Source organism: Gordonia sp. ALPHA1B1, from assembly GCF_005502615.1.
GTDB lineage: Bacteria > Actinomycetota > Actinomycetes > Mycobacteriales > Mycobacteriaceae > Gordonia > Gordonia hongkongensis.
The window spans coordinates 37996-57500 of record NZ_SCOC01000006.1; the positions used below are offsets into that span (position 1 = coordinate 37996).

The window sequence follows — 19505 nt, forward strand, 5'->3', positions numbered from 1 at the left end:
TGACCAATTCGCGAAATGATCCCGGTAAATGCGTCCCGAAATCGTCGCTCAGCTCTTTCCGAAATCGCACCGGGAATGTGTGTACAAGAGGTCGACTCCCCTCACAGCACACCGCCGGCCGCTCGGGAGAGCGACCGGCGGCTCGGTACGGATGGGTCGGGTCAGCTGTAGAACGTGACGGTCTTGGTCTCGGTCGTCCCGGGCTCACCCCAGTAACCGCGGATGACGGCCCGGTACTGGGTGTCCCCTCGAGCAGACTTCACCGAGCCTTCACCCGGGGTTCGTCGGTGATCCCTGCGCGTCAACCCCGGGCCCGCCGGAGTTCGCCGGAATCTGCCCCGGATGACCGCAGGTGGCCTACTTGACGCCCGAGAACACGTACTGCAGGACCGCCAGTGCCAGCTCGTTGTCCTGAATCGCCTGCCACAAGATGGTGTCCACCATGTCTGTCTCCGTTTCGATGTCGCGTGAGGTGTCGGGTCCGGCACGCCGAGCGGGAACCGCGGAGTCCCCCGACCCGGCGTCACCGATATTACGTTGGCTGCCGGGCGAGAGTTCTCCGGGCGATCCGCGCGACGGCTTCATCGATGAGGTGGCCGGCGCTGTCGGTCGCCGCGCCACCACCGGCCGCGTCGAAAGCGGACAGGACATCCCGAGCCGTGGCCACCTCGGACTCGGATGGCGCCATGCCGGATCGCGCGGGCGAGATCTGACGCGGATGGATGCAGGCCCGTCCGAAGAACCCGAGACCGATCAGCTGCCTGGTCTCGACCTCGAACGCGGCGTCATCACCGATCGAGGGCGACGCCGCCGCCAGGGGCGGACGGATCTTCGCGGCGGCTGACGCCGCCACCACTTGCGAACGTATTGTCTGGCAACAGAACTACTCGTATGGACCCAAACCCTGTGCTAGGACCCCCACTCACCGATCCGCCGATGGGAACCCAAACAACTACGCCTACGCATCCTCGCCGTGGCCGGCCGCATCATCCGAACCGGACGCCGCCACCTCCTACGACTACCCCGCAACTGGCCCCACCTCAAAGCCATCACCACCGGCTGGACCGCCCTGCACACCACCTGAACACCGTTAACCATCACGCACCCGGTCACCGCACCCCCCACCCGACAACCCAGGACAACGAAGAACCGGCGACACAACGCCGGAAAACCCGCACGCCCACACCACAACCCCACCAAACACAACCCCACATGAAAGATCCAGGCTCAGGGAGGGAGAATACTGACGCTCACGAGTGTTCTTTCGTAGTCCACAAAGACCCGCCCCGATGCCCCATTCCGTGACCGACAGACTTCAACTCGACTCCTAGACCTCAATCGAAGTCCATCGGTCGAGTTGAAGTCTGCCGGTCGCGGGCCCGCCCTGCTGTGGTTCATTCGATTCAGGGAACAGAGAACGACGCTCGCACGCTCGCTGCTCGGTGGCGCCGGCCGACCACCACCCCGCGGCCACCGGTCAGGTCGCACCGACCAGCACGGCGACGCCGAGCCAGACGAGTGCGACGACCTTGACCACCTCGAATCCGACGTATACGAAGTGGGCGTGACTGCGGGGTCCCTCATGCCCGGCGAGCACCGCGTCGGACCGCTTGGTCAGTGCGGGCCGCACCGCCACCAGCTGAACGATGAGGGCGGCAATTGCCACGCCGGCCGCGATCGGTTCCGCGAGACCACCCCACTCACCGAGGACAATGGCCACGAGAATGCCCACCGCCCAGGTGATCTCGGCGATATTGAGCGCGCGGAACACCAACCGACCTATCCCGAGTCCGATGGGCAGGGTCACCCCGGGTGCGCGGAACTTGAGCGGTGCCTCGATGAACGAGATGGCGAACACCATGCCGAGCCACAGGAACGTCAGCGCGGTGACGACCGCGCCGGCAGCGCTCATCGCGCGCCGGTCCGCAACAGCTCCGGTCCGAACGTCTCGTAATGGATCCGGCTTTCGTCGATCTCGCGACCGATGAATGCCTCGCGCATCGACGAGAGAAATACGGTGGGCCCGCACAGCATGACGTGCGAGTCCCGATCGACGTCGACGTCGTCGAGTGTCATCTGCCCGACCCGAATCGCGTCCGACACCACGTGGGGTGACGTGCTCTCATACCACTGGATCAATCGGCCAGACGGCAGTGAATCGACAAGGGCGGCCAGCATTCCGCGGTGCGGTTGCCGGTCTCGCGAACGGTCCGCATGGAGCACGGTCACCGGCCGGGTGTCGCTCTGCTCCGACAATGCGGTGAGCAAGCCGATGACGGGTGTGCAGCCGATACCCGCCGAGGCGAGCAGAAGCGGCGCCTCGTCGTCGGGCAGGACCAGGTCACCGAAGGGCGTGCTGACGTCGAGGAGATCCCCCTCGAAGACCTGCTCGTGCAGATGCGCCGACACCTCGCCGGCGAGTTTGACGCTGAACCGCCACCGCGACTCGGCGGGGGAACCGGTCAGACTGTACTGACGGATCTGTCGAGCACCGTCGAGAAGCGGTACCTGCACCGAGATGTATTGTCCGGGACGGAATCCGGGCAGCTGTCCGTCGACCGCCGCCACCGTCAGCGCGATCGTGTCGGGCGAGACCTGCACGCGCTCGGTGACCCGGACTTCGCGCCAGACGTGCCCGGGATCGACGTGAGCGTCGGCATAGAGCTCTGCCTCGGAGGCGATGAGCAGGTCGGCCATGTCCCAGTAGAGCTGATCCCAGGCGTCGGCGACCTCGGGCGTGACCGCGGCACCGAGCACATCGACGATAGCCGCGAAGAGATGTTCGTGCACCACGGCATACTGCTCGGCGGTGACTCCGAGTGAAGCGTGCTTGTGCGCGATGCGGTCGAGAATGAAGCGTTGGCGCCGGATGTCGGGTTCGAGCTGCAGCCGCGCGAACGCGGCGATCGACCCGGCGAGCGCCTGCGGTTGCTCACCCGACTTCTGGTGCGTGCGGTTGAAGAGGTTGTCGAGCAGGTCCGGGTGCGCGGCGAAGAGTCCGCGGTAGAAGAGCGGGGTGATCTCCGCGAGCGACCCCTCGACAGCGGGAAGCGTGGCGGCGATCGTGGCGCGCTGGGTGTCAGACAGCATGAGAACTCCTTTGTTCATCTGCTCATCGGTTGGTGCGCAGGAAATCTTGGGTCGGAACGAGCCGATCGGAGATCGGGTCAGGAGCCGAGGCGTCGGGGCATCGATGCGGACGATTCATGGCCGGCCGGACGCGGCGTCAGCGACAACAACACCGCGCTCGTCGGCTCGCGGGCGAGGTCGGCGACCGTCTCGGTGTCCAGGCTCTCGTAGAAGGCCGTCACCGCGCGGGCCAGCGAGCCCCGGAGCCGACACGCATTCCGCAGCGGACAGGGTTGGGCGCCCTCGCATTCCACGACCTCGCCATCGCCTTCGAGCGAACGTGCGAGCCACCCGACGCGGGCATCGCGGCCGAGTTCGGTGATCGTCAGCCCACCTGTTCGACCGCGTCGAGCATGGACGACGCCCATCTCCGACAGCCTGCCGACGACCTTGGCGACATGCGTGTACGGGACCGCGAGTTCCCGGCCGAGGTCCTTGGTGGTGAGAGCTGTTGCAACCGAGCCACCTTGATCTGCGACCGCCAACCGCATCACGACTCGGAGGCCGATGTCGGTGAAGCGTGTCAATTGCATGATGCAAGTAGACCATAAATTGGTACGAGAAATACCAATTATAACCGGTGATGCCGGTCACCCGACGCCTACGGGCTGCCTATCCGCCGTCGGCGATGCGGGGCCGGATGTAAGGGGTCCAGGTCTGACCGTCGTGGTACCGATCTGCGACCGGGTCCTGCGGGTCCGGGTACCAGCCGGCCACGACATTCCGTGAGCCGTCCACAACCGAACCCGCCGACCTCCGGGACACCAGTACGACGATGCCGGTGATGCCGGCACCGAGAACGCCCAGCAGCGCGAGCAGGACGACGAGCATCAGCAGGATCGACATGCTCGCACCGTACCGAGCGCCGGGCGGGCTGCCACGTCGTCGGCGGCAACTGTGCTCCGATTACGTCGAACGATGGACCCGCCCGTGCCGCACACCGGACCGGCCCGATTCTCACCGGATCAATTCTCGACGGTCTTGACCGCGAACCCCAGCCGCTGCGCACGGCGAATCATGGTGGACGCGTTGTCGATAGCGGCGCAACCCGGGTCGTTGTTGAAGTAGACGTACACATCGCACGAGTCGTCGTAGTACTCCGAGAGGCGGCGCAGCCAGCTGTCGATCGCACGGGTCCCGTAACTCATCGGTCGTCGCGACGTGCCGTCGTGAAGTCGCAAGTATCCGAAATCGGCTGTGCGCCAGGGTGGATTGAGGATGCGGTTCTTCCGGTCGGCCCAGCACAACGCCGCGTTGTGCCGTTCGAGGATCGACCGGGTCTCGTCGGTCCACCACGAATCGTGCCGGGACTCGACCGCGACCTGAATCGTCTTCGGGAACAGCGCGAGCGTCTCGTCGAGGGCGTCGGGCGCGGCGCGGAGGTTGGGAGGCAACTGGAGGAGCACCGGCCCAAGCCGACCGTCGAGTCCCGCCGACCGGTCGAGGAAGCGCTGGACCGGTTCGGCCGGCTCCTGGAGGCGCTTGATGTGGGTCAGGTAGCGACTCATCTTCGCCGCCATCCGGAAGTCGGCGGGAACGGTCTCGGCCCAGTTCTCGAACGCCTTCCTCTCCGGCAGCCGATAGAAGGTGTTGTTGACCTCTGCGGTCGGAAACCGCTGGGCGTAGTAGTCCAACCACAGACGCTGCGGAAGCTTCTGGGGGTAGAACGCACCCCGCCAGTCGCGGTACTGCCACCCGGAGGTGCCGATGAACAGCACCGTCGTGCCTATCCGTTGGGGACGGGGCTACGAATCCCGTCCACGACGAGTAGTCGGCATGCGCGTGGGTGTCGATTCACGTGCTCCGGGTACCCGTCGGCGGCATATGCCAATCACCGAGACGGGAGCGACACATTGACCAAGCTGGCGATCATCTATTACTCGGCCACCGGGCACGGCACCGCGATGGCGCAGACGTTGTCAGACGCCGGCGAGTCCGCCGGAGCCGAGGTTCGTGTCCGACACATCGCCGAGACGCGGGATCCGGAGACGTTCGCCGAGAATCCGGCGTGGTCGGCCAACTACGAGGCCACCAAGGACCTGCCCGCGGCAAGCGGTGACGACATCGTCTGGGCCGACGGGGTGATCTTCGGGAGCCCGACGCGGTTCGGTAGCACGGCCTCGCCGTTCCAGTCGTTCATCGACTCGCTCGGCGGACTCTGGGCCGAGGGCAAGTTGGCCGACAAGGCCTACGCCGCCTTCACCTCGAGCCAGACCGCGCACGGCGGCCAGGAGACCACGCTCACCGGGCTCTACACGTCGCTGATGCATTTCGGCGGCATCCTCGTCCCGCCCGGTTACACCGACGGGCTGAAGTTCGCCGACGGCAACCCGTACGGCGTCTCCCACGTCACGGGTCCGGAGAACAAGAACGACCTCGACGACGCGACGAAGGCGGCCCTGGCACACATGGCGCAACGCGTGGTGCGCATCGCGAAACTCCTCGCCGGCTGAGTCACCGCGAAACGGGTTGACAGCGATCACCAGGAGGTCCACCATCGGTCCTCGTGTCTGTCCGAGTGGCGCCCTTCGGGCGTGAGGAGGTCGTCGGCGTCGTGCGCGCCGACGGTTGAGCACCCCGCCCCGACCGGCGCGCGTCCCTTGTTGTGGACCGCGCCGGTCGAATCGTGCTCTCCTCCATCCTCCGACACCTGAGGTGTACACAACCATGCATTCCTTGACCGAGGCCCAGATTCGCTCGTCGTTCGTCAACGCCTCGTTGCGCGAACGCAAGAGCATGACCCTCCCACCCGACTTCGACGAGTTCTACTGGGAGAAGCTGGATTTCGCCGGTTGGCGGGATCCGAAGCTCCCGATGGTCGGATACGTGGTCATCCCGACCGACGACGACGTCGTCGGGATCATGCTGCGACTCGGCGGCCGCCAGCCGCGCAACCGTCCGCTGTGCTCGTTCTGCGAAGATGTCCAGCTGCCCAACGAGGTCGCCTTCTTCAGCGCGAAGTTCGCCGGCGCCGCGGGACGCAAGGGCAACACCGTCGGCACGCTGATCTGCGCGAACTTCGAATGTTCGACGAACGTCCGCGCCAAGCCGTCGGCCATCTTTGCCACCGACGACCCCGAAACCGTGCGGCAGCAACGCATTGCCGCGCTGCGCACCCACCTCGCGGGATTCGCACAGCGCGTGGCGAGCGGGGACAGCTGAGCGGAGCGTCGATCGGCGAACCGGTGTTTCAGCCGGTTCGCCGATCGCGGTTCGGCGATAGTGGACCAATGACCTCGCTGTTCATCCGAGCACTTCAGACCCACCAGTGGCTGTACGAGCATTCGGGCGGTCTCATCGGCCACCGCCTGCTCATGGGCAATCCCACGCTGCTGCTGCGGACGATCGCGCGCCGCACGGGTGAGGCGAGGTGCAACGCACTGACCTATGCCCGCGACGGCGAGGCCTACCTGGTGGTCGCGTCGAACGGCGGGTCGCCGCGACCACCGGGGTGGCTCGCCAACCTCAAGGCCCATCCGAATGTCGAGGTCCAGGTGGGTCGGCGCCGGATCCAGGTCACCGCGCGGGCGACCTACCCCGACGACCCGGACTACGCCCGGCGCTTCGTCCTCGTCGACGAGGTGAACCGCGGTCGCTACGCGGGCTACCAGAAGAAGACGACGCGTCCGCTGGCAATCGTCGAGCTGACACCGCGGTAAAGGGTCCCGCCCGTTCGATGATTCACGCAGCGCCGGGCCGCCCTTCGCCGCTGGTCCACCGCCGCGCGTACTCGTCGATGTAGTTCTGTCCGGACCGCTCGCAGATCGTCGCCATCAGTTCGTCTGTGAGGACGCGGATTCGGCCCTCGGCGACGTCTCCGCATCCGAGGTCGATCGGCGGGAGGATGTCGATCGTGACCCTGCGTCTGCCTGGCAACCGGCCATCCGCTCGCCCGGTCCCGGAGATCGCAACGGGTACGAGCGGCGCACCCGTGATCAGCGCCACCCGCACGGCCCCGGTCCGTCCGCGATACATCCGCCCGTCCGGGGATCGGGTGCCCTCGGGGTGAATTCCCCAGGCTCCCCCGTCCTCCAGGATTTCCACCGCTCGTCGGAGCGCCGACGACGCTTCCGTGCCGCCACGACGATCGACCGGGATCTGCCCCAGGGTGAGAAAGAACCAGCGTTGCAGGCGACCGACGGGACCAGGCCGCTCGAAGTACTCGCGCTTGGCGAGGAACGTCACCGGTCGACGCGCGGCCAGAGCCAGGTAGAAGGAATCGAGCACGGACAAATGATTCGCAGCCACGATGACCGGCCCGGTGGTGGGTAGATGCTCGCGGCCCGCTATCCGGGGTCTCCCCCAGAGGACGAGTGCCGGACCGACGAGGACGTACCGACACAGGGCGTACGACAGCCTGGTTCTCACGCGCATAGACAGTGTCTACCCGAGCATGGGTGACACTGTCTACGTGGAGTCAGCGAAGACCAGGATCGCGTTGGTTCGTGCCGGCGTCGAACTGCTGGAGGAGACCGGTTCACCAGATGTGGGATTGCGCGAGATCGCGCGCCGCGCGGGCGTCTCCCACGGCGCTCCCCGCAGATGGTTCCCGACGCACCGCGCGCTTCTGGCGGCCATCGCCCGCGAAGGCCTGGAGGACCTGTCGTCGGAACTGATGCGTGCGGCGGGCGAGGTACCCCAGAGCATCCGGCACGTCGCATTCGCGTACGTCGCGTTTGCCCGTCGTCGACCTGCGATGTTCGCCCTGATCTTTCGGCACGACCTGCTCGAGGGCGGAGGGGCCGACCTCCGCACCACCTCACGGCCACTGTTCGCCTGGCTGGTCTCGCTGATCGAGAACAGCGGCACGGTCGACGCTCCGGAGCTGCGCGCAGCCGAGCTGTGGGTCGGCGTACACGGGATCGCGATGCTGTCCTCGACGGGATCGTTGGGACTGGCCGCGCCCGGGATCGACGACAACGAACTCGTCGACCGAATCGTCGAGAACTGTCTGCGGCCGTCGCGCTGATCCCCCGATGACTATCGCCCGCCCCGCCGGTCGGTATCTGGGAGAACACCGCGACGACTCTTCAGGAGAAGCATGCGAACGCTGGCGATCACCCAGAACATGACGCTAGACGGCTCGATCGAGATGTTGACCGACTGGTTCGACCCGACCGTCGAGGCGCCGGACCTCATGGCCGAGTCGCACCGGCAGGACGCCGAGGCCGACGGTCTGCTCGTCGGAAGGCAGACTTTCGAGGACTTCCACAGCTTCTGGCCGCGCCAGACCGAGGACGCCACCGGGATCACCGACTACCTGAACACCGTCGACAAATACGTGGTGTCGAGCACGATGACCGACCCGGACTGGCAGAACTCGACGGTGCTGTCCGGCGATGTCGTGGATGAGGTCACCGCGCTGAAGAACGCCGATGGCAAGGACATCGTCGTGACCGGCAGCATCAGCCTGTGCCACACCCTGATCAGCGCCGGTCTCGTCGACGAGTACCGGCTGTTCGTCTACCCGACCGTCCAGGGATCGGGGCGGCGCCTGTTCCCGGCCGGTCTGGAGATCCCGACCCTGCGGCTCGTCGACACCAAGGCGTTCGAGCTGGGCGTCTCGCTGCTGCGCTATCGGACGGTGTGACGCGGTTCAGGTCGGATCGGAGTCGATCTCCTCGAGAGCACGGGCGCGGATCGCGGCGAGGTCCATCCCGTACGTCGGTCCGTGCGACTGCTCGTACTCCGTCAATCGCGCAACCGCGCGGTCGTAGAGGCGTCGCGCGCCGACGGCGTTGCCACGACGATGGTGGGTCAGTCCGACGCAGAGCTGGGCCAGTCCCTGCCACAGCGGACGCTCCGCCGGCGGACACGACTTCCAGCGGGTCTCGAACACCTCGTGCGCCGAGAACGGCCGCCCGTCTTCGAGCAGTTGCCACGCGAGCGCGATCGTCTCGTCGGGCGGCAACGGCTCCTCGGACACGGGCTCGACGCCGCGCTCGCCATAGGGCAGCGGCCGTCCCAGCTCGTCACGTGGCCGTGCCTGACGCGCGCGACCGTCGGGGTCGCGATCGCGGTCGTCGGACACCGAGCACCTCCTGATCGAATGGTCGCGAACCGTATTGTCGTTCGGCGTCCCTGCCTGCGACCGGGGAGCGGTACGAGCGGCAGCAGGACGGTACCCGTCCATCGGGTCCGGAAACGAGAAAGGCCAGGTTGCCCTGTGCAACCTGACCTTGTCTTCGCTCGTGGTGACAAGTTCACCTTGCCTGCTCAGGCAGTCTAACAGTGTCCGATGTCCGATTAGTTCTTGTCGATTCTCCGACTGGTTTCCGAACGTCGTCGAGGCGAACCAGGAGCAGTGCGGTTGGGGCTGGGAGGAACGCGGCACCGAGTGCGCCGCCGAGGTGCATCAGATTGGAGATCCGACTGCTACCTGGTTACAGCGGGTCAGAGCGAAATCGTGCTGTTTGCACTGGCTGAAGTTCGATTGCTTTCAGGCGTGCGTGCACATGTAGAGGGGTGACCCCAATGCGGTCACCCCTCTTCATGCCAATGCGGTTGTGCGAGCTATGTCCGGTTGGGCATTCGGATCGGCGACTGCCCGATATCGCGTTCGAGTCTGCGCCACTTCGCGGCGATGGACTCGGGTCGGTTGCGGTTGCTGGCTTCGAACCGTTCGATTTCGCGTACGTTGACGACCGCAAATGCCATGGCGAGCACGAGTTTGACGAAGGGTTCGCGTCTCGCTCCGTACTTGAGGTGAACAAGTCCGACCATGGTCCGCGATTTGATGAGGCTGAACCGTTGCTCGGTGAGCGCCCTGGCCGCCTCGAAGTAGATGGCGTGGTCGTTGGACCCTGGCGCAAACTGACTCAGCTGTTGCCGTTTGCGCTGGTCATCGGTCAGTGTGATTGTCACGCTGCGTTGGTTACAGCACGGGTAGTCAGGCATGTCCTCTGGAGGTTCGATGTAGAGCAGGTCGAGGCGGTCCTCGGTCGCCGGGTTGTTCCATCGGGCACAGCGGACATTGCCGAGGCTCGCCGGGCAGGTCACAATCAACTTGATCGACCGCTCAGGCTCTTCACCTTCGGCCGGCCGGCCGGACCGGGTATTGCGCTCGACGATTCGGCGATCTACCCCCATGAGGCGGGGAAGCAGCTGGCGCAGTCTCCGTTCCCGGGCCTCCCAGTCATCTCGGGTCAGCACGTCGCGGAGAGGAATGACGTATTTCTTATCCAGAGAGATATCCGCGGCTGTCGGGCAGTACCACGCCCCGGACAGTTGCACCGGGCCGGGCTTCACACCGCCCCGAACGGCGGGCACCGCTTCATAGTCGCGTCTCCAATGTTCGGGATACCTGTACACCGCCGCATATTTGCGCTCGAACTGCCAACGATCGAGCCCCTCTTTCAGATATCCCATATCGAAGGTCAACAGGGGCCACCGCGCGTTGCGTCCAGCCGGGCGTCCGTCGAATCCGTTGGCCTGGTGATGCTTGATCGCTTCTTCGAGTCCTTCGAGGGAACCGGAGGTGGGAGGATGAATAGCCAGGCCCGTGAAAAGGATTGGGCGATTGTGCAGCGCTTCCGGTGGACCGACGCTGCTGACGGCGGTGACCCCGATCCCCCATGCCTGCTTCTTGGGAAGGGAGTTGCCTTCTGCGTCGACGCGGTTTTGGTAGTCCCTCCGATAGAACCCGCCGAAGTACACAGCTGCCCGGTAGCGATCGTCGGTGACTCCAAGGTCGTATGAGTCTGAGGCGGTGTCGATGATCGTTTCGTCGACAACTACGTCACCGCGGCCGCTCTGTCGGTACTCGGCGGGGATTGAGCCGGCGAGGATGCGGTTGACGACGGTTGATAGTCGCTGAGCCGCGGTGGAGTAGAGGTTCACTTGTTCGGGTGTGCGGGCTCGAACGATAGCCTTGTGCTCTGCCACAGGGATTCGTTCGGCGGGTTGATCGGGAGCGGAATCCAGGCACGTCACGGTTCGATCGACCCAGTTGCGAAAGCTCTTCAACGCGCGGTCGGCGTCGGATCTGATCGCCACCAGATCCGTCTCGTCGATTCCGACTCGAGCGAGTTGCGCTGAGTTGAAATCCAGAAGCGTCCGAAATGTCGTGCGGATCGTCGGTGCACCTCCTCTGAGCAGGACGCACGCCAATGCAACGAGCAGCGATGTGATTGTGTACGGCAGTGCGCCGCGAAACGTCCCTCGCGGCGCTGCGATCCGTTCGAGTCGCCACTGCTCAATCATGCCGGCAACTCCGGATCGTTCGACGATCCCCACCGCCAGCAGGAAGATTCGCTCCCCGGTATGGACTTCGGGGTGGTTGATGCTCGGGTGGACGCTCACTGCACACCGTCCACAAGGTAGGAGGTGATCTCGTCGATGGCGCCGGTGCTGCCCGTGACAAGGTCCAGTTCGTCTACGTGGCTGAGGCTCCTGATACCCGCCAAGTAGCAGAACTGGTCCACCGGAAAGACCCCGGCGGCCTCCCGCATCCAGGCGTGGCGCAAGGCCTTGCTGTTTACACGTTCGGGTTGGTCTCGTTCTGCGAGACGGTCGTTGACGCGGTTGATCCCGTTTCTTTCCACCGTGGGATTGCTGCCGAACGCGAGCAGATGGTCATGACGTGCGTCTGCGACGTACCGCTCTAGTCGGTAGCCGATCTCTGCGTCGATGATCGGAACGTCCCTGGGATCGGTCCGTGGCGTTTGGAGAGTGACAATGACCCAACGCTGGCCGTGGTGCCGTTCGATCCGAACATCGCTGCGACGCAGGTGCTTGAGTTCTTCGGGTCGCGCTCCGGCCCCGACCATCAGATCCAAAAGGACGGTCAGTGCGGGGCCCCACTTCTCACCGAGCGTGAGAGCCACCCGATACAACGCTGCGATATCTTCTTTTGTTGCGGGCGACGTTCGGTTCTGGCGCGGCGCATCGAGAGTCAACGCCGGCGGGAACTCATTCGGATGAAATCTGCGTCCCGCCGCGTACAGCAGGTATCGCACCGTTCTCCGGGTCGGACGGGCCCGTGTGCTCAGGTAGCTGTCGATATTGCTGCGTCGAAGCGCGCGCAACGGATCGACCCGGCCATTGTCGTAGAAGTAGGCCACCAACAGGTGGACAATCGAGCCGAACGCGTCGCGGTCGACGATCTCCGATCGAAACGGGACCGATGCTTGAGCGCGTGCCGCGTCCTCTCGCACCAACTCCCCGATCTCGGCCTGGCGGACCTTGATCCCCAGCCCACGCAAACGCTGGAGCCGGTCCTGATCGAGGTGATCAGCGGAAAGCGCCGCCACGACGACCTCGCCCTCACCGGTTCTCGCCGTCCGGGTACTGCGACGAGACCGTGTGCTGTCCCCGTCGTTGCGATGCGGCCGAATGGGCCCACCGGCGTTGCGCGCCATCACCACCACCCCCGAGACACAACCGGGATGGGATTGCTTTCGTGCTGAGCGCACGATGAAATAGACATGCCAAGTCTCCTAGCTTCCAAGTAAAGGGTTTTTGGTGGCGGCTACTGCCGCTCCGTGGGGGGCCGGATTAGGCCCCGGCCCTCCCACGGCACACACCTCTCGGTTCTGACACAGAACAGAGGTGATGCAGACGAATGTCGGGTTTGAACGCGATCACTCGACGCGACTTGAATGGGTGGGGGAATGCCCAGTTGCGGGCACCACCACGCCACACCTACAGGTGTCACCGCCAACACAGGGCGGACGCGCGCCATGACGGCACTACGATGAGCCACGCGGGCTCCCTCCTAGTCGGGTGCCCGAAGGGGGCGGGCGCTGTTGGCGCAGCGTCTGCCTCCGCCCCGACGCTTTGCAGCTTGGGCACTGCCGTCAACCTATCGCTGCATATTTCGCTCGCAAAGCATCCTGATTGCTTCGGCGTGTCCCCGCGATCAGCAGCACTTTCACGATGCCGATAGCTCACAGACTTCCGGTAGAGTCTGAGACACACATCGAAGCCCACTTGTTGAATCGTCCACCACTCCGCATCTTGTCGGTGGACGGGGATAGGGATGCATCATGCCGTTTCTTCGCGTCAGTCCTGCTCACACCGTCGATGACCTGCTCGCAAGTCAAGACCTCATCGATACCCCCGCGACCTGCCTACACCCCGACTGCCACGAACTCTGCACGTACAAGGGCGGCAAAGTCGGCCGGCCACGCCTTTATTGCTCAGATCGATGCGCGAAACGATACTCCGCAACCCGTTCAGAACTTCTCAACCGACTCCAGCTAGTGGAGCGTGCAATCGAGCACTCCGGACGTTACAACAAGATGGGATACATTCTGAGAGAGCAACTGTCGCTTGTTCGTTGGCATCTTGCAAGGTATGGCGGAGAAGCCTAAGAGGTACCTGCGGCTGTGTCAGGTCCCCCGATGGCCCGGTCAAGAGAAGTCACGATGGCGGGATCGGAGTCTGCGTCTGAAGGGTCGCGTTGATCCGCTGGATGAGTTTCTCGAAGTTTTCGAGCGTCTCAGCGCTGAGTTCATCGAGGAGCGCCGGGTTACGCAGCAGTGCCTCAGCGGGTTTGTAGTGGTCGAACTTGCCGTGCAGCTGCTCCAGCCGGTAGATGATGCGGTCCCCGTTGCCGAGGTTGGTTGCCTTGACCCGCTTGCCGAATGCCTTGTTGTACAGCGAGAGGTAGTCGTCAATGGCGAATAGGTCCTCGATGTCGGCGTGCTTCGAAGCGGTAACGTCGCCGACGCGCACCAGCCGGCCCTTGGAAATGTGGCCGGCTTCAAGAGCTGCGTCCAACTTGCCGGCACCCTCGGTACCAGAGTCGATGAGGATAGATACCTCAAGTTCGCGGCCAATCAGCGCTACGAACGCGGGGATGTTCGAGGAGCCGCCAGCCGTGAGGATGCGTAGGTGCTCGTCCAGCGCGGGCCGGTCTTGGCTCGCGAGATGCCTACCGATCAGATCCAGATACAGGAAATCGCTCGGTCCCTCGACCAACAGGTTGACGCCGCCGATGAATAGGTGCTGGGCGATGTCATAGCCGAGGGCGGCCTGGAGGGGAAACAGGCTGCTCGCGCCCACGTTCAAAACTTCCTGACTCACCACAGCCCCGTCTTCCGGACCCTTGTCTTCGACGATCCTCACGCGCTCCAACTGGTCGGTCTTGACCATGAACGGCGAGTGCGTGGTGTAGATGACGGGGGCTGCCGGTGCGAGCCTCTCGTCTATGAATCTGAGGAAGTCGGCCTGCGCCCGGCCGTGCAATGTCAGGCCCGGCTCGTCGAGAAGGACGACGAGGCTGTCCGCCCGCTGCTCGAACTCCGAGAACGCAGCGAGGAACGAGAAGAACCACCGGAACCCGCTCGAACGCTGCGAGAAGTTGTTCGTGAAGTGATGTCGCGTGTCCTCGACGCGGATGTCGAGACAGTTCTGGGTCACGACCGGATTGCCTTGAACGTTCATTCCGATCGTGCGGTCGATGTCGAACCGCACCCGCAGGTGCGGGTTCTGTTTCCAGTACTCGAAGACCTGGTCCGTCAGCTCATTACTGACGGACTCAAGCTCAGCCTTCCGATCCTCGTAGTCGTCTCCGCTGAGTGCGTCTGGCGTGGTGTCGGCTAGAGCGAGAAGGGCACGGGCGGTCTGGTCTGGGCTCGACGCAGTCTCCTCGTCCCCGGCGAGTTTCACGAGGTCGATTCGCCCTTCGAGCAGGTTGTACTCACCGAAGTAGAAAAAGCTGGGGACCAGTGCCGACAGGTGCTTCCAGATCGCCTTCGCAGCTGTACCGTCTCCGACGAGCGCAGTGATTTCATCGCGAAATCTAGCTACCTCAGCTACGACGGTCTCGTCTTCGCTATCCACACCGTCGAGGGCGCTTCGTAGAGAATCAAACGTATCGGCTTTCTTGCTCGCCTTCGTCACTTGGTTCGATAGTTGGAGCCGCTCCACCAGGGCGCGCACCACTGCGGATTCCTCCGCTTGGACTACGTAATAGAGGTTGCCATCGTCGTAGGCCCGGGACAAAGTGATGGTCTTACTCGCGAGGGCTCCGGCCCCGAAGCGCGCATCCACCTCGGCGAGTTCGTCATCTGTCAGCGTGAAGTCAGCAACGATGGGCCGCACATTCGCCAGCTCACCAGATCGCTGATCCTTGGCCTTGAGCCAACGAGGATAGTCGCGCTGCACCGAGAATGTCTGGTCTGAGACGGGGTTGAGGAGATGTAGCGCTGTGAGGATCGCGGTCTTGCCTGCCTCGTTCATACCCACGAGGCACGTGACGTGCGGATCGACCACAATGTCGTCGCTGTCGACGATGTTGCGGAACTTCCGGACACGGAACCGGGTGAGTTGCACTGTGGACTCCAATGGCGGATCGGCAGAAGCTGAGACTGAGTCAGGTTAGCTTTGCCCTACGACATCTATCGACCCACGGCGAGAAGAAGTACTGGTGGCAGTACTTCGGTGTGGACATCTGCGACTAGCAGACAGTGCTCGCGTCACCGTCGTCCCGCCAGCCCCGGGAATCCGAATCGTGGCGCCGCACGACGACTTCGCCCCTGCCACTACCGAGGGCACCACCGAACCCCCACACAGTCCGATTCGACGTGGTAAAGACAGCAGCATGGCAGGAACTGAGCACTTGTCCATGCGTGTGCCCTGGCGCGACCGGCCGTGGGATCAGTTTGTGTGTGACGATCCGCTGGACAACTCGTCATGTGTATTGCTCACGTCGATCGGCGCCGAACGAAACGATGCCTACGAGCGGGGCAATGCCGGAATCGACATTGGAAGGCTCGACACGCGACGATTGCCGTGCCTGAGTGAACGCGCCATGTTCATGTCCCCCGACGGCTATACCGTCGTCAAGCAACACCCCTACCGCAACAGCGGCCCCCTCAAGGGCACACTCCTCGACACCCCTGTCTCCCTGCCCGGATACGCCTTCGAGGCAGTCCCGTTCCGGTGGCTGAGCCGTGAGTCCCTTGCCCAGGAGATCGGGCATGAACGAGTGCCGAGGTTCAGTCCGGAAGCCGAGGACGCTGCAGACCGCGCGTTGGGCCGCTCGCCGGTGTGGGTGATGGACGGCAACAACCAGCGCGCGATCATCGACGCGTTCTTCGAACCTGTTAATCCCGGGGACTCGCTGGTGTTCACCTACCTCAAGCACTCTCCGCTCCAAGACCAGCGCACCGACCGCCTACTTGTTGGCGCAGCCCGGGTCACCGCGGTCAAACCGCCGCGCATGTGGCAAAGCGCCGGCCAGCCGCCGTTCACCTCAACCATGTGGGAGACCATCGTCGAACACTCCCTGCGCCCAGAGATGGCCGACGGGATCCTGCTGCCCTACCAGCAGCTCGTGGCGCTCGACGACAATGGCGTCAACATCGAGTCCGCACTAGCCTGGGCACCGGCGGGCCGTCTCACTGAATTTTCCTACGTCACAGAGCACCTATCCGATGACGCAGCGATCGAAGCTCTGTCCTCATTGCGGGCCGCGACACAAGGAATGCGTGAACTCGGCATTGAACTGCCCGAGTCGGGATTGCAGTGGCTCGACGAACAAATCGAACGACTATGGCAGATGCGCGGGCCCACCCCGGGCCTGCCTGCTCTGCTGTCAATTCTCGGAGTGCAGCAGCCCTACGCGGGGGCACGCGCCGTGCTCGACGAAGCAGGAGACCGCGTTGACACCTGGCAGGTCCTCCACGAGGTCCTCCTCGACCCCCAGTCGACCAGCGCAGCGGTCCGCCGCCACATCGGTCAGACGCAAGCTCGCATCTGGCAGAAGCTGCCACGCGATCGCCGAGACACGCTCCAGTTGCTGGCAGCGCTCGATATCTCCACCGGCCAGGCGAAAATGCTGCTCGCTGGCGACACCGACATCGAGCTGACTCTTCCCGAATTGCTCGACAACCCATACTTCGCGGCAATCTGCACCTACAGCCAACCCGATCACATCGCATTCACGACCATCGACCGCGCACTCTTCCCACCCACACACGTCACCTGGACACCGGCACTCCCAGACAGCGTCTCGATCGCTGACCATCTCGATCGCCGACGCATCGAAGCTCTGCTCACCGATGTCCTCGAACGGGCCGGAGCGCAAGGCGACACACTTCTTCCAGAAGGTGAGACGCTTGACCTGGCGAACGCGGAAGAGTTGTCCCAGCCACCGAACCTGACGACCACGATCCTGCCAGGGCTGGATCTCGACGCCGACGGCATCGATGATCATGCTGATCAGGGCATCTGGTCACCATTGACCACCACCGAACTGGGCGACGGTACGTCCGCCTTCAAGCTCGTTCGATTCGAAGCGACCGCAAACCTGATCCGCGACCGCATCACCGAGCAGCAGGGGCACGCAGCGCTGGGCCCGATCGCCGACGCCCGTGCGGCCCTCGACCGGGCCCTCGATCGCAATTCGACCGTCTCCGGCGCGATTGACAGCCTCGAAGAACGCGCGCGGACGGAGAAGTCGGAGGGTCTATCGACTCTGCATGACTCACCGCTGTCGGTGCTAATCGGTCCTGCGGGTACTGGAAAGACGACACTCCTGCGTGCCCTTGTCGAGCACCTCAACCCGGCACCGGGAAGCGTTCTCCTGCTTGCCCCTACCGGCAAGGCGAAGGTCCAACTCGCGTCGAAGGTGGGCCTAACCGCCAAGACCCTGGCATCGCACCTACTCCCCACACACCGCTACGACCCCGACACTGGCCAGTACATAGTGCGCGGTGACGACCAACCGCGGCATCACCACAGTCTCGTCGTGATCGACGAAGCTTCCATGCTGACGGAGGAGATGCTCGCGGCAACCCTGGACTCACTGGCACATGTAGACCGCCTCATCCTCGTCGGCGATCCCCGCCAACTTCCGCCCATCGGGGCAGGAAGACCGTTCGTCGACCTAGTTACCAAGATCCGGCCCGAGAGCTTTGCATCTTGGGTACATGTCGCGGCCGGCTACGTCGAGCTTCAGGTGCCGCGTCGACAACTCCCAGACGGCAGCCACGGCGACCGCCATGACCTCGAACTCGCTGCCTGGTTCGGCGGTAACACCAAGGGAGCAGCCGACGAGTCCATCTGGACGCAACTCAGCAAGCAACCCGACCTTCCCACAGTGCGCTACGTTCAATGGGGCGAACGGACACCGATCCAGGCGCTCACTGACGAGTTGGAACGCAACCTTGATCTCACAGGCGACCCCGACCCCGCCCGAGCGTTCGCCCTCACCTACGGCGCCGTACTCAACGGGAAATACCTCAACTGGGAGCCAGGAGCCGGCGCGCGGTGTGAAAACTGGCAGATTCTCTCACCCACGCGGTCAAGGGCGTTCGGCTCAGTCGAACTGAACCGACACATCAAGCGGACCTACCGGGCCGAGGACGTTGCCTGGGCCCACCGTTATACCAAGCGCGGCAATATACCGAAACCGATCGGCCCTGAACTGATCGTCCGCGGCGACAAAGTGATGCAGACCATCAACCGGAAGCTGTCCGCTCGGCCGAAGGAAGGAGCGCTGAACTACGTAGCCAACGGTGAGATCGGGGTTGGAATCGGCCGCACAGTGCCCGCGTCGACAGTCCCAAAGGACAAGCTGCCTCTGAACGTCGAGTTTTCCTCGCAGCCGGGTTTCCACTACTCCTACTGGCCCTCCAAGAGCGACGACCCTATGCTCGAACTCGCCTGGGCAGTAACAGTTCACAAGTCGCAGGGCTCCGAATTCGGCACCACCTTCCTCGTGCTTCCCGCCCGCGCCAACGTCTCACGCGAGTTGCTCTACACTGCGCTGACACGACAAAAGGACCGCGTCGTGATCATCCATAACGGGACCCTCGACGACCTCCGCCAACTCACCCACCCGTCGCGGTCGGAGACCGCGCGCCGACTCACTGATCTCTTCACGGCACCCGAACCGATTCAGCTCGAATTACGCGGTGAGAAGCGCCGTTTCGATCGCAAACTAATGCATATCTCGGCCAACGGGATACCGATGGCCTCGAAGAACGAGGTGATCATCGCGAGCCTGCTCGACCGACTTGTCCCTGGGCGGTGGGTCTACGAGGAGCCCCTTTCGGGAAGCGACGGCCGCGTCATCCACCCAGATTTCACCATCGCGCTCGGCAACGGACAGGTCGTGTACTGGGAGCACGCCGGCATGCTCGACATGCCCGATTACGCACGCAAGTGGGAGCTCAAGAAGACGTGGTACGCCGAGAACGGCATCCTCCCCCACGACCAAGGCGGCGGACCACGGGGCACCCTCATGTGGACTGACGATCTCGAAGGTGCCAACGCCGAAGCGTGGTTGATCTTCGCTTCTTCTGTGCTCCGGGTCCAACCCGCTTCAGAATCAGCAACAACGGACGGACGCCGCTCCGGTGGACGGCGGGCCACGAAAAAGGTCGCGGGCAAGCGGAGAAGTCGCGAGACCTAGCCGCGGGCCG

At 64.1% G+C, this 19505-nt stretch carries 17 protein-coding genes and 1 pseudogene; 7 read left to right on the forward strand and 11 right to left on the reverse strand.

Going from position 1 to position 19505, the window contains the following annotated elements; all coding sequences use genetic code 11:
* Positions 1–532 precede the first annotated feature (532 nt).
* On the reverse strand, positions 533–853 hold the full coding sequence (locus FFS52_RS05560; protein WP_249356543.1) for a hypothetical protein: 321 nt from the start codon (positions 851–853) through the stop codon (positions 533–535).
* 18 nt (positions 854–871) lie between these two features.
* Here FFS52_RS05560 and FFS52_RS05565 point away from each other — a divergent pair.
* Positions 872–1084: pseudogene (locus tag FFS52_RS05565) on the forward strand (transposase); the annotation flags it as partial.
* 393 nt (positions 1085–1477) lie between these two features.
* Here FFS52_RS05565 and FFS52_RS05570 read toward each other — a convergent pair.
* The 5 genes from FFS52_RS05570 to FFS52_RS05590 all read right to left on the reverse strand — a co-directional run bounded on the left by FFS52_RS05570 (position 1478) and on the right by FFS52_RS05590 (position 4847).
* The gene (locus tag FFS52_RS05570; RefSeq protein ID WP_137809095.1) at positions 1478–1912 is read right to left on the reverse strand and encodes a hypothetical protein; all 435 of its coding nucleotides are present in this window, start codon (positions 1910–1912) and stop codon (positions 1478–1480) included.
* On the reverse strand, positions 1909–3090 hold the full coding sequence (locus tag FFS52_RS05575; RefSeq protein ID WP_137809096.1) for an FAD-binding oxidoreductase: 1182 nt from the start codon (positions 3088–3090) through the stop codon (positions 1909–1911). The genes FFS52_RS05570 and FFS52_RS05575 overlap by 4 nt, the downstream gene beginning before the upstream one ends.
* Before the next feature lie 77 nt (positions 3091–3167).
* Positions 3168–3662 carry an Rrf2 family transcriptional regulator gene (locus FFS52_RS05580; protein WP_137809097.1) on the reverse strand — a complete coding sequence of 165 codons (495 nt, stop codon included), beginning with the start codon at positions 3660–3662 and terminating at the stop codon, positions 3168–3170.
* Between the two features lie 79 nt (positions 3663–3741).
* On the reverse strand, positions 3742–3975 hold the full coding sequence (locus FFS52_RS05585) for a DUF2510 domain-containing protein (protein WP_137809098.1): 234 nt from the start codon (positions 3973–3975) through the stop codon (positions 3742–3744).
* Between the two features lie 119 nt (positions 3976–4094).
* Positions 4095–4847, reverse strand: a complete 753-nt coding sequence (locus FFS52_RS05590) for a DUF72 domain-containing protein (protein ID WP_137809099.1) — start codon at positions 4845–4847, stop codon at positions 4095–4097.
* A 135-nt stretch (positions 4848–4982) separates the two neighbouring features.
* On the opposite strand from FFS52_RS05590, the gene wrbA reads away from it, so the two are divergent.
* From wrbA to FFS52_RS05605, 3 genes are all read left to right on the forward strand, one after another.
* Positions 4983–5582, forward strand: coding sequence for an NAD(P)H:quinone oxidoreductase (wrbA, locus tag FFS52_RS05595; RefSeq protein ID WP_064572107.1), 600 nt, complete (start codon positions 4983–4985; stop codon positions 5580–5582).
* 214 nt (positions 5583–5796) lie between these two features.
* Positions 5797–6291, forward strand: a complete 495-nt coding sequence (locus tag FFS52_RS05600) for an FBP domain-containing protein (RefSeq protein WP_137809100.1) — start codon at positions 5797–5799, stop codon at positions 6289–6291.
* Between the two features lie 68 nt (positions 6292–6359).
* Complete coding sequence (locus FFS52_RS05605) at positions 6360–6788, forward strand: nitroreductase family deazaflavin-dependent oxidoreductase (protein ID WP_137809101.1); 429 nt, start codon at positions 6360–6362, stop codon at positions 6786–6788.
* Between the two features lie 22 nt (positions 6789–6810).
* Here FFS52_RS05605 and FFS52_RS05610 read toward each other — a convergent pair whose 3' ends face one another.
* A complete protein-coding gene (locus tag FFS52_RS05610) occupies positions 6811–7503 on the reverse strand; it encodes a lysophospholipid acyltransferase family protein (protein WP_137809102.1) in 693 nt (230 codons plus the stop codon).
* Positions 7504–7540: 37 nt separating this feature from the next.
* On the opposite strand from FFS52_RS05610, the gene FFS52_RS05615 reads away from it, so the two are divergent.
* The gene (locus FFS52_RS05615) at positions 7541–8098 is read left to right on the forward strand and encodes a TetR/AcrR family transcriptional regulator (RefSeq protein ID WP_349291721.1); all 558 of its coding nucleotides are present in this window, start codon (positions 7541–7543) and stop codon (positions 8096–8098) included.
* A gap of 72 nt (positions 8099–8170) precedes the next feature.
* The gene (locus FFS52_RS05620; RefSeq protein WP_137809104.1) at positions 8171–8719 is read left to right on the forward strand and encodes a dihydrofolate reductase family protein; all 549 of its coding nucleotides are present in this window, start codon (positions 8171–8173) and stop codon (positions 8717–8719) included.
* A gap of 6 nt (positions 8720–8725) precedes the next feature.
* On the opposite strand, the gene FFS52_RS05625 is transcribed toward FFS52_RS05620, so the two are convergent.
* The 4 genes from FFS52_RS05625 to FFS52_RS05640 form a co-directional block, all read right to left on the reverse strand.
* On the reverse strand, positions 8726–9160 hold the full coding sequence (locus FFS52_RS05625; RefSeq protein ID WP_137809105.1) for a DUF309 domain-containing protein: 435 nt from the start codon (positions 9158–9160) through the stop codon (positions 8726–8728).
* A gap of 482 nt (positions 9161–9642) precedes the next feature.
* A complete protein-coding gene (locus tag FFS52_RS05630; RefSeq protein ID WP_137809106.1) occupies positions 9643–11430 on the reverse strand; it encodes a hypothetical protein in 1788 nt (595 codons plus the stop codon).
* Complete coding sequence (locus FFS52_RS05635; protein WP_137809107.1) at positions 11427–12488, reverse strand: hypothetical protein; 1062 nt, start codon at positions 12486–12488, stop codon at positions 11427–11429. The genes FFS52_RS05630 and FFS52_RS05635 overlap by 4 nt, the downstream gene beginning before the upstream one ends.
* A 1003-nt stretch (positions 12489–13491) precedes the next feature.
* Complete coding sequence (locus FFS52_RS05640; RefSeq protein WP_137809108.1) at positions 13492–15408, reverse strand: AAA family ATPase; 1917 nt, start codon at positions 15406–15408, stop codon at positions 13492–13494.
* A gap of 268 nt (positions 15409–15676) precedes the next feature.
* On the opposite strand from FFS52_RS05640, the gene FFS52_RS05645 reads away from it, so the two are divergent.
* Positions 15677–19495, forward strand: coding sequence for an AAA family ATPase (locus FFS52_RS05645; RefSeq protein WP_137809109.1), 3819 nt, complete (start codon positions 15677–15679; stop codon positions 19493–19495).
* Positions 19496–19505: the final 10 nt, after the last annotated feature.

Bases quoted from the DNA above. Each gene is read 5' to 3' on its own strand.
- FFS52_RS05570 (WP_137809095.1), bottom strand. From the start codon at position 1,912: ATGAGCGCTGCCGGCGCGGTCGTCACCGCGCTGACGTTCCTGTGGCTC.
- FFS52_RS05575 (WP_137809096.1), bottom strand. From the start codon at position 3,090: ATGCTGTCTGACACCCAGCGCGCCACGATCGCCGCCACGCTTCCCGCT.
- FFS52_RS05580 (WP_137809097.1), bottom strand. From the start codon at position 3,662: ATGCAATTGACACGCTTCACCGACATCGGCCTCCGAGTCGTGATGCGG.
- FFS52_RS05585 (WP_137809098.1), bottom strand. From the start codon at position 3,975: ATGTCGATCCTGCTGATGCTCGTCGTCCTGCTCGCGCTGCTGGGCGTT.
- FFS52_RS05600 (WP_137809100.1), top strand. From the start codon at position 5,797: ATGCATTCCTTGACCGAGGCCCAGATTCGCTCGTCGTTCGTCAACGCC.
- FFS52_RS05605 (WP_137809101.1), top strand. From the start codon at position 6,360: ATGACCTCGCTGTTCATCCGAGCACTTCAGACCCACCAGTGGCTGTAC.
- FFS52_RS05610 (WP_137809102.1), bottom strand. From the start codon at position 7,503: ATGCGCGTGAGAACCAGGCTGTCGTACGCCCTGTGTCGGTACGTCCTC.
- FFS52_RS05620 (WP_137809104.1), top strand. From the start codon at position 8,171: ATGCGAACGCTGGCGATCACCCAGAACATGACGCTAGACGGCTCGATC.
- FFS52_RS05635 (WP_137809107.1), bottom strand. From the start codon at position 12,488: ATGGCGCGCAACGCCGGTGGGCCCATTCGGCCGCATCGCAACGACGGG.
- FFS52_RS05645 (WP_137809109.1), top strand. From the start codon at position 15,677: ATGGCAGGAACTGAGCACTTGTCCATGCGTGTGCCCTGGCGCGACCGG.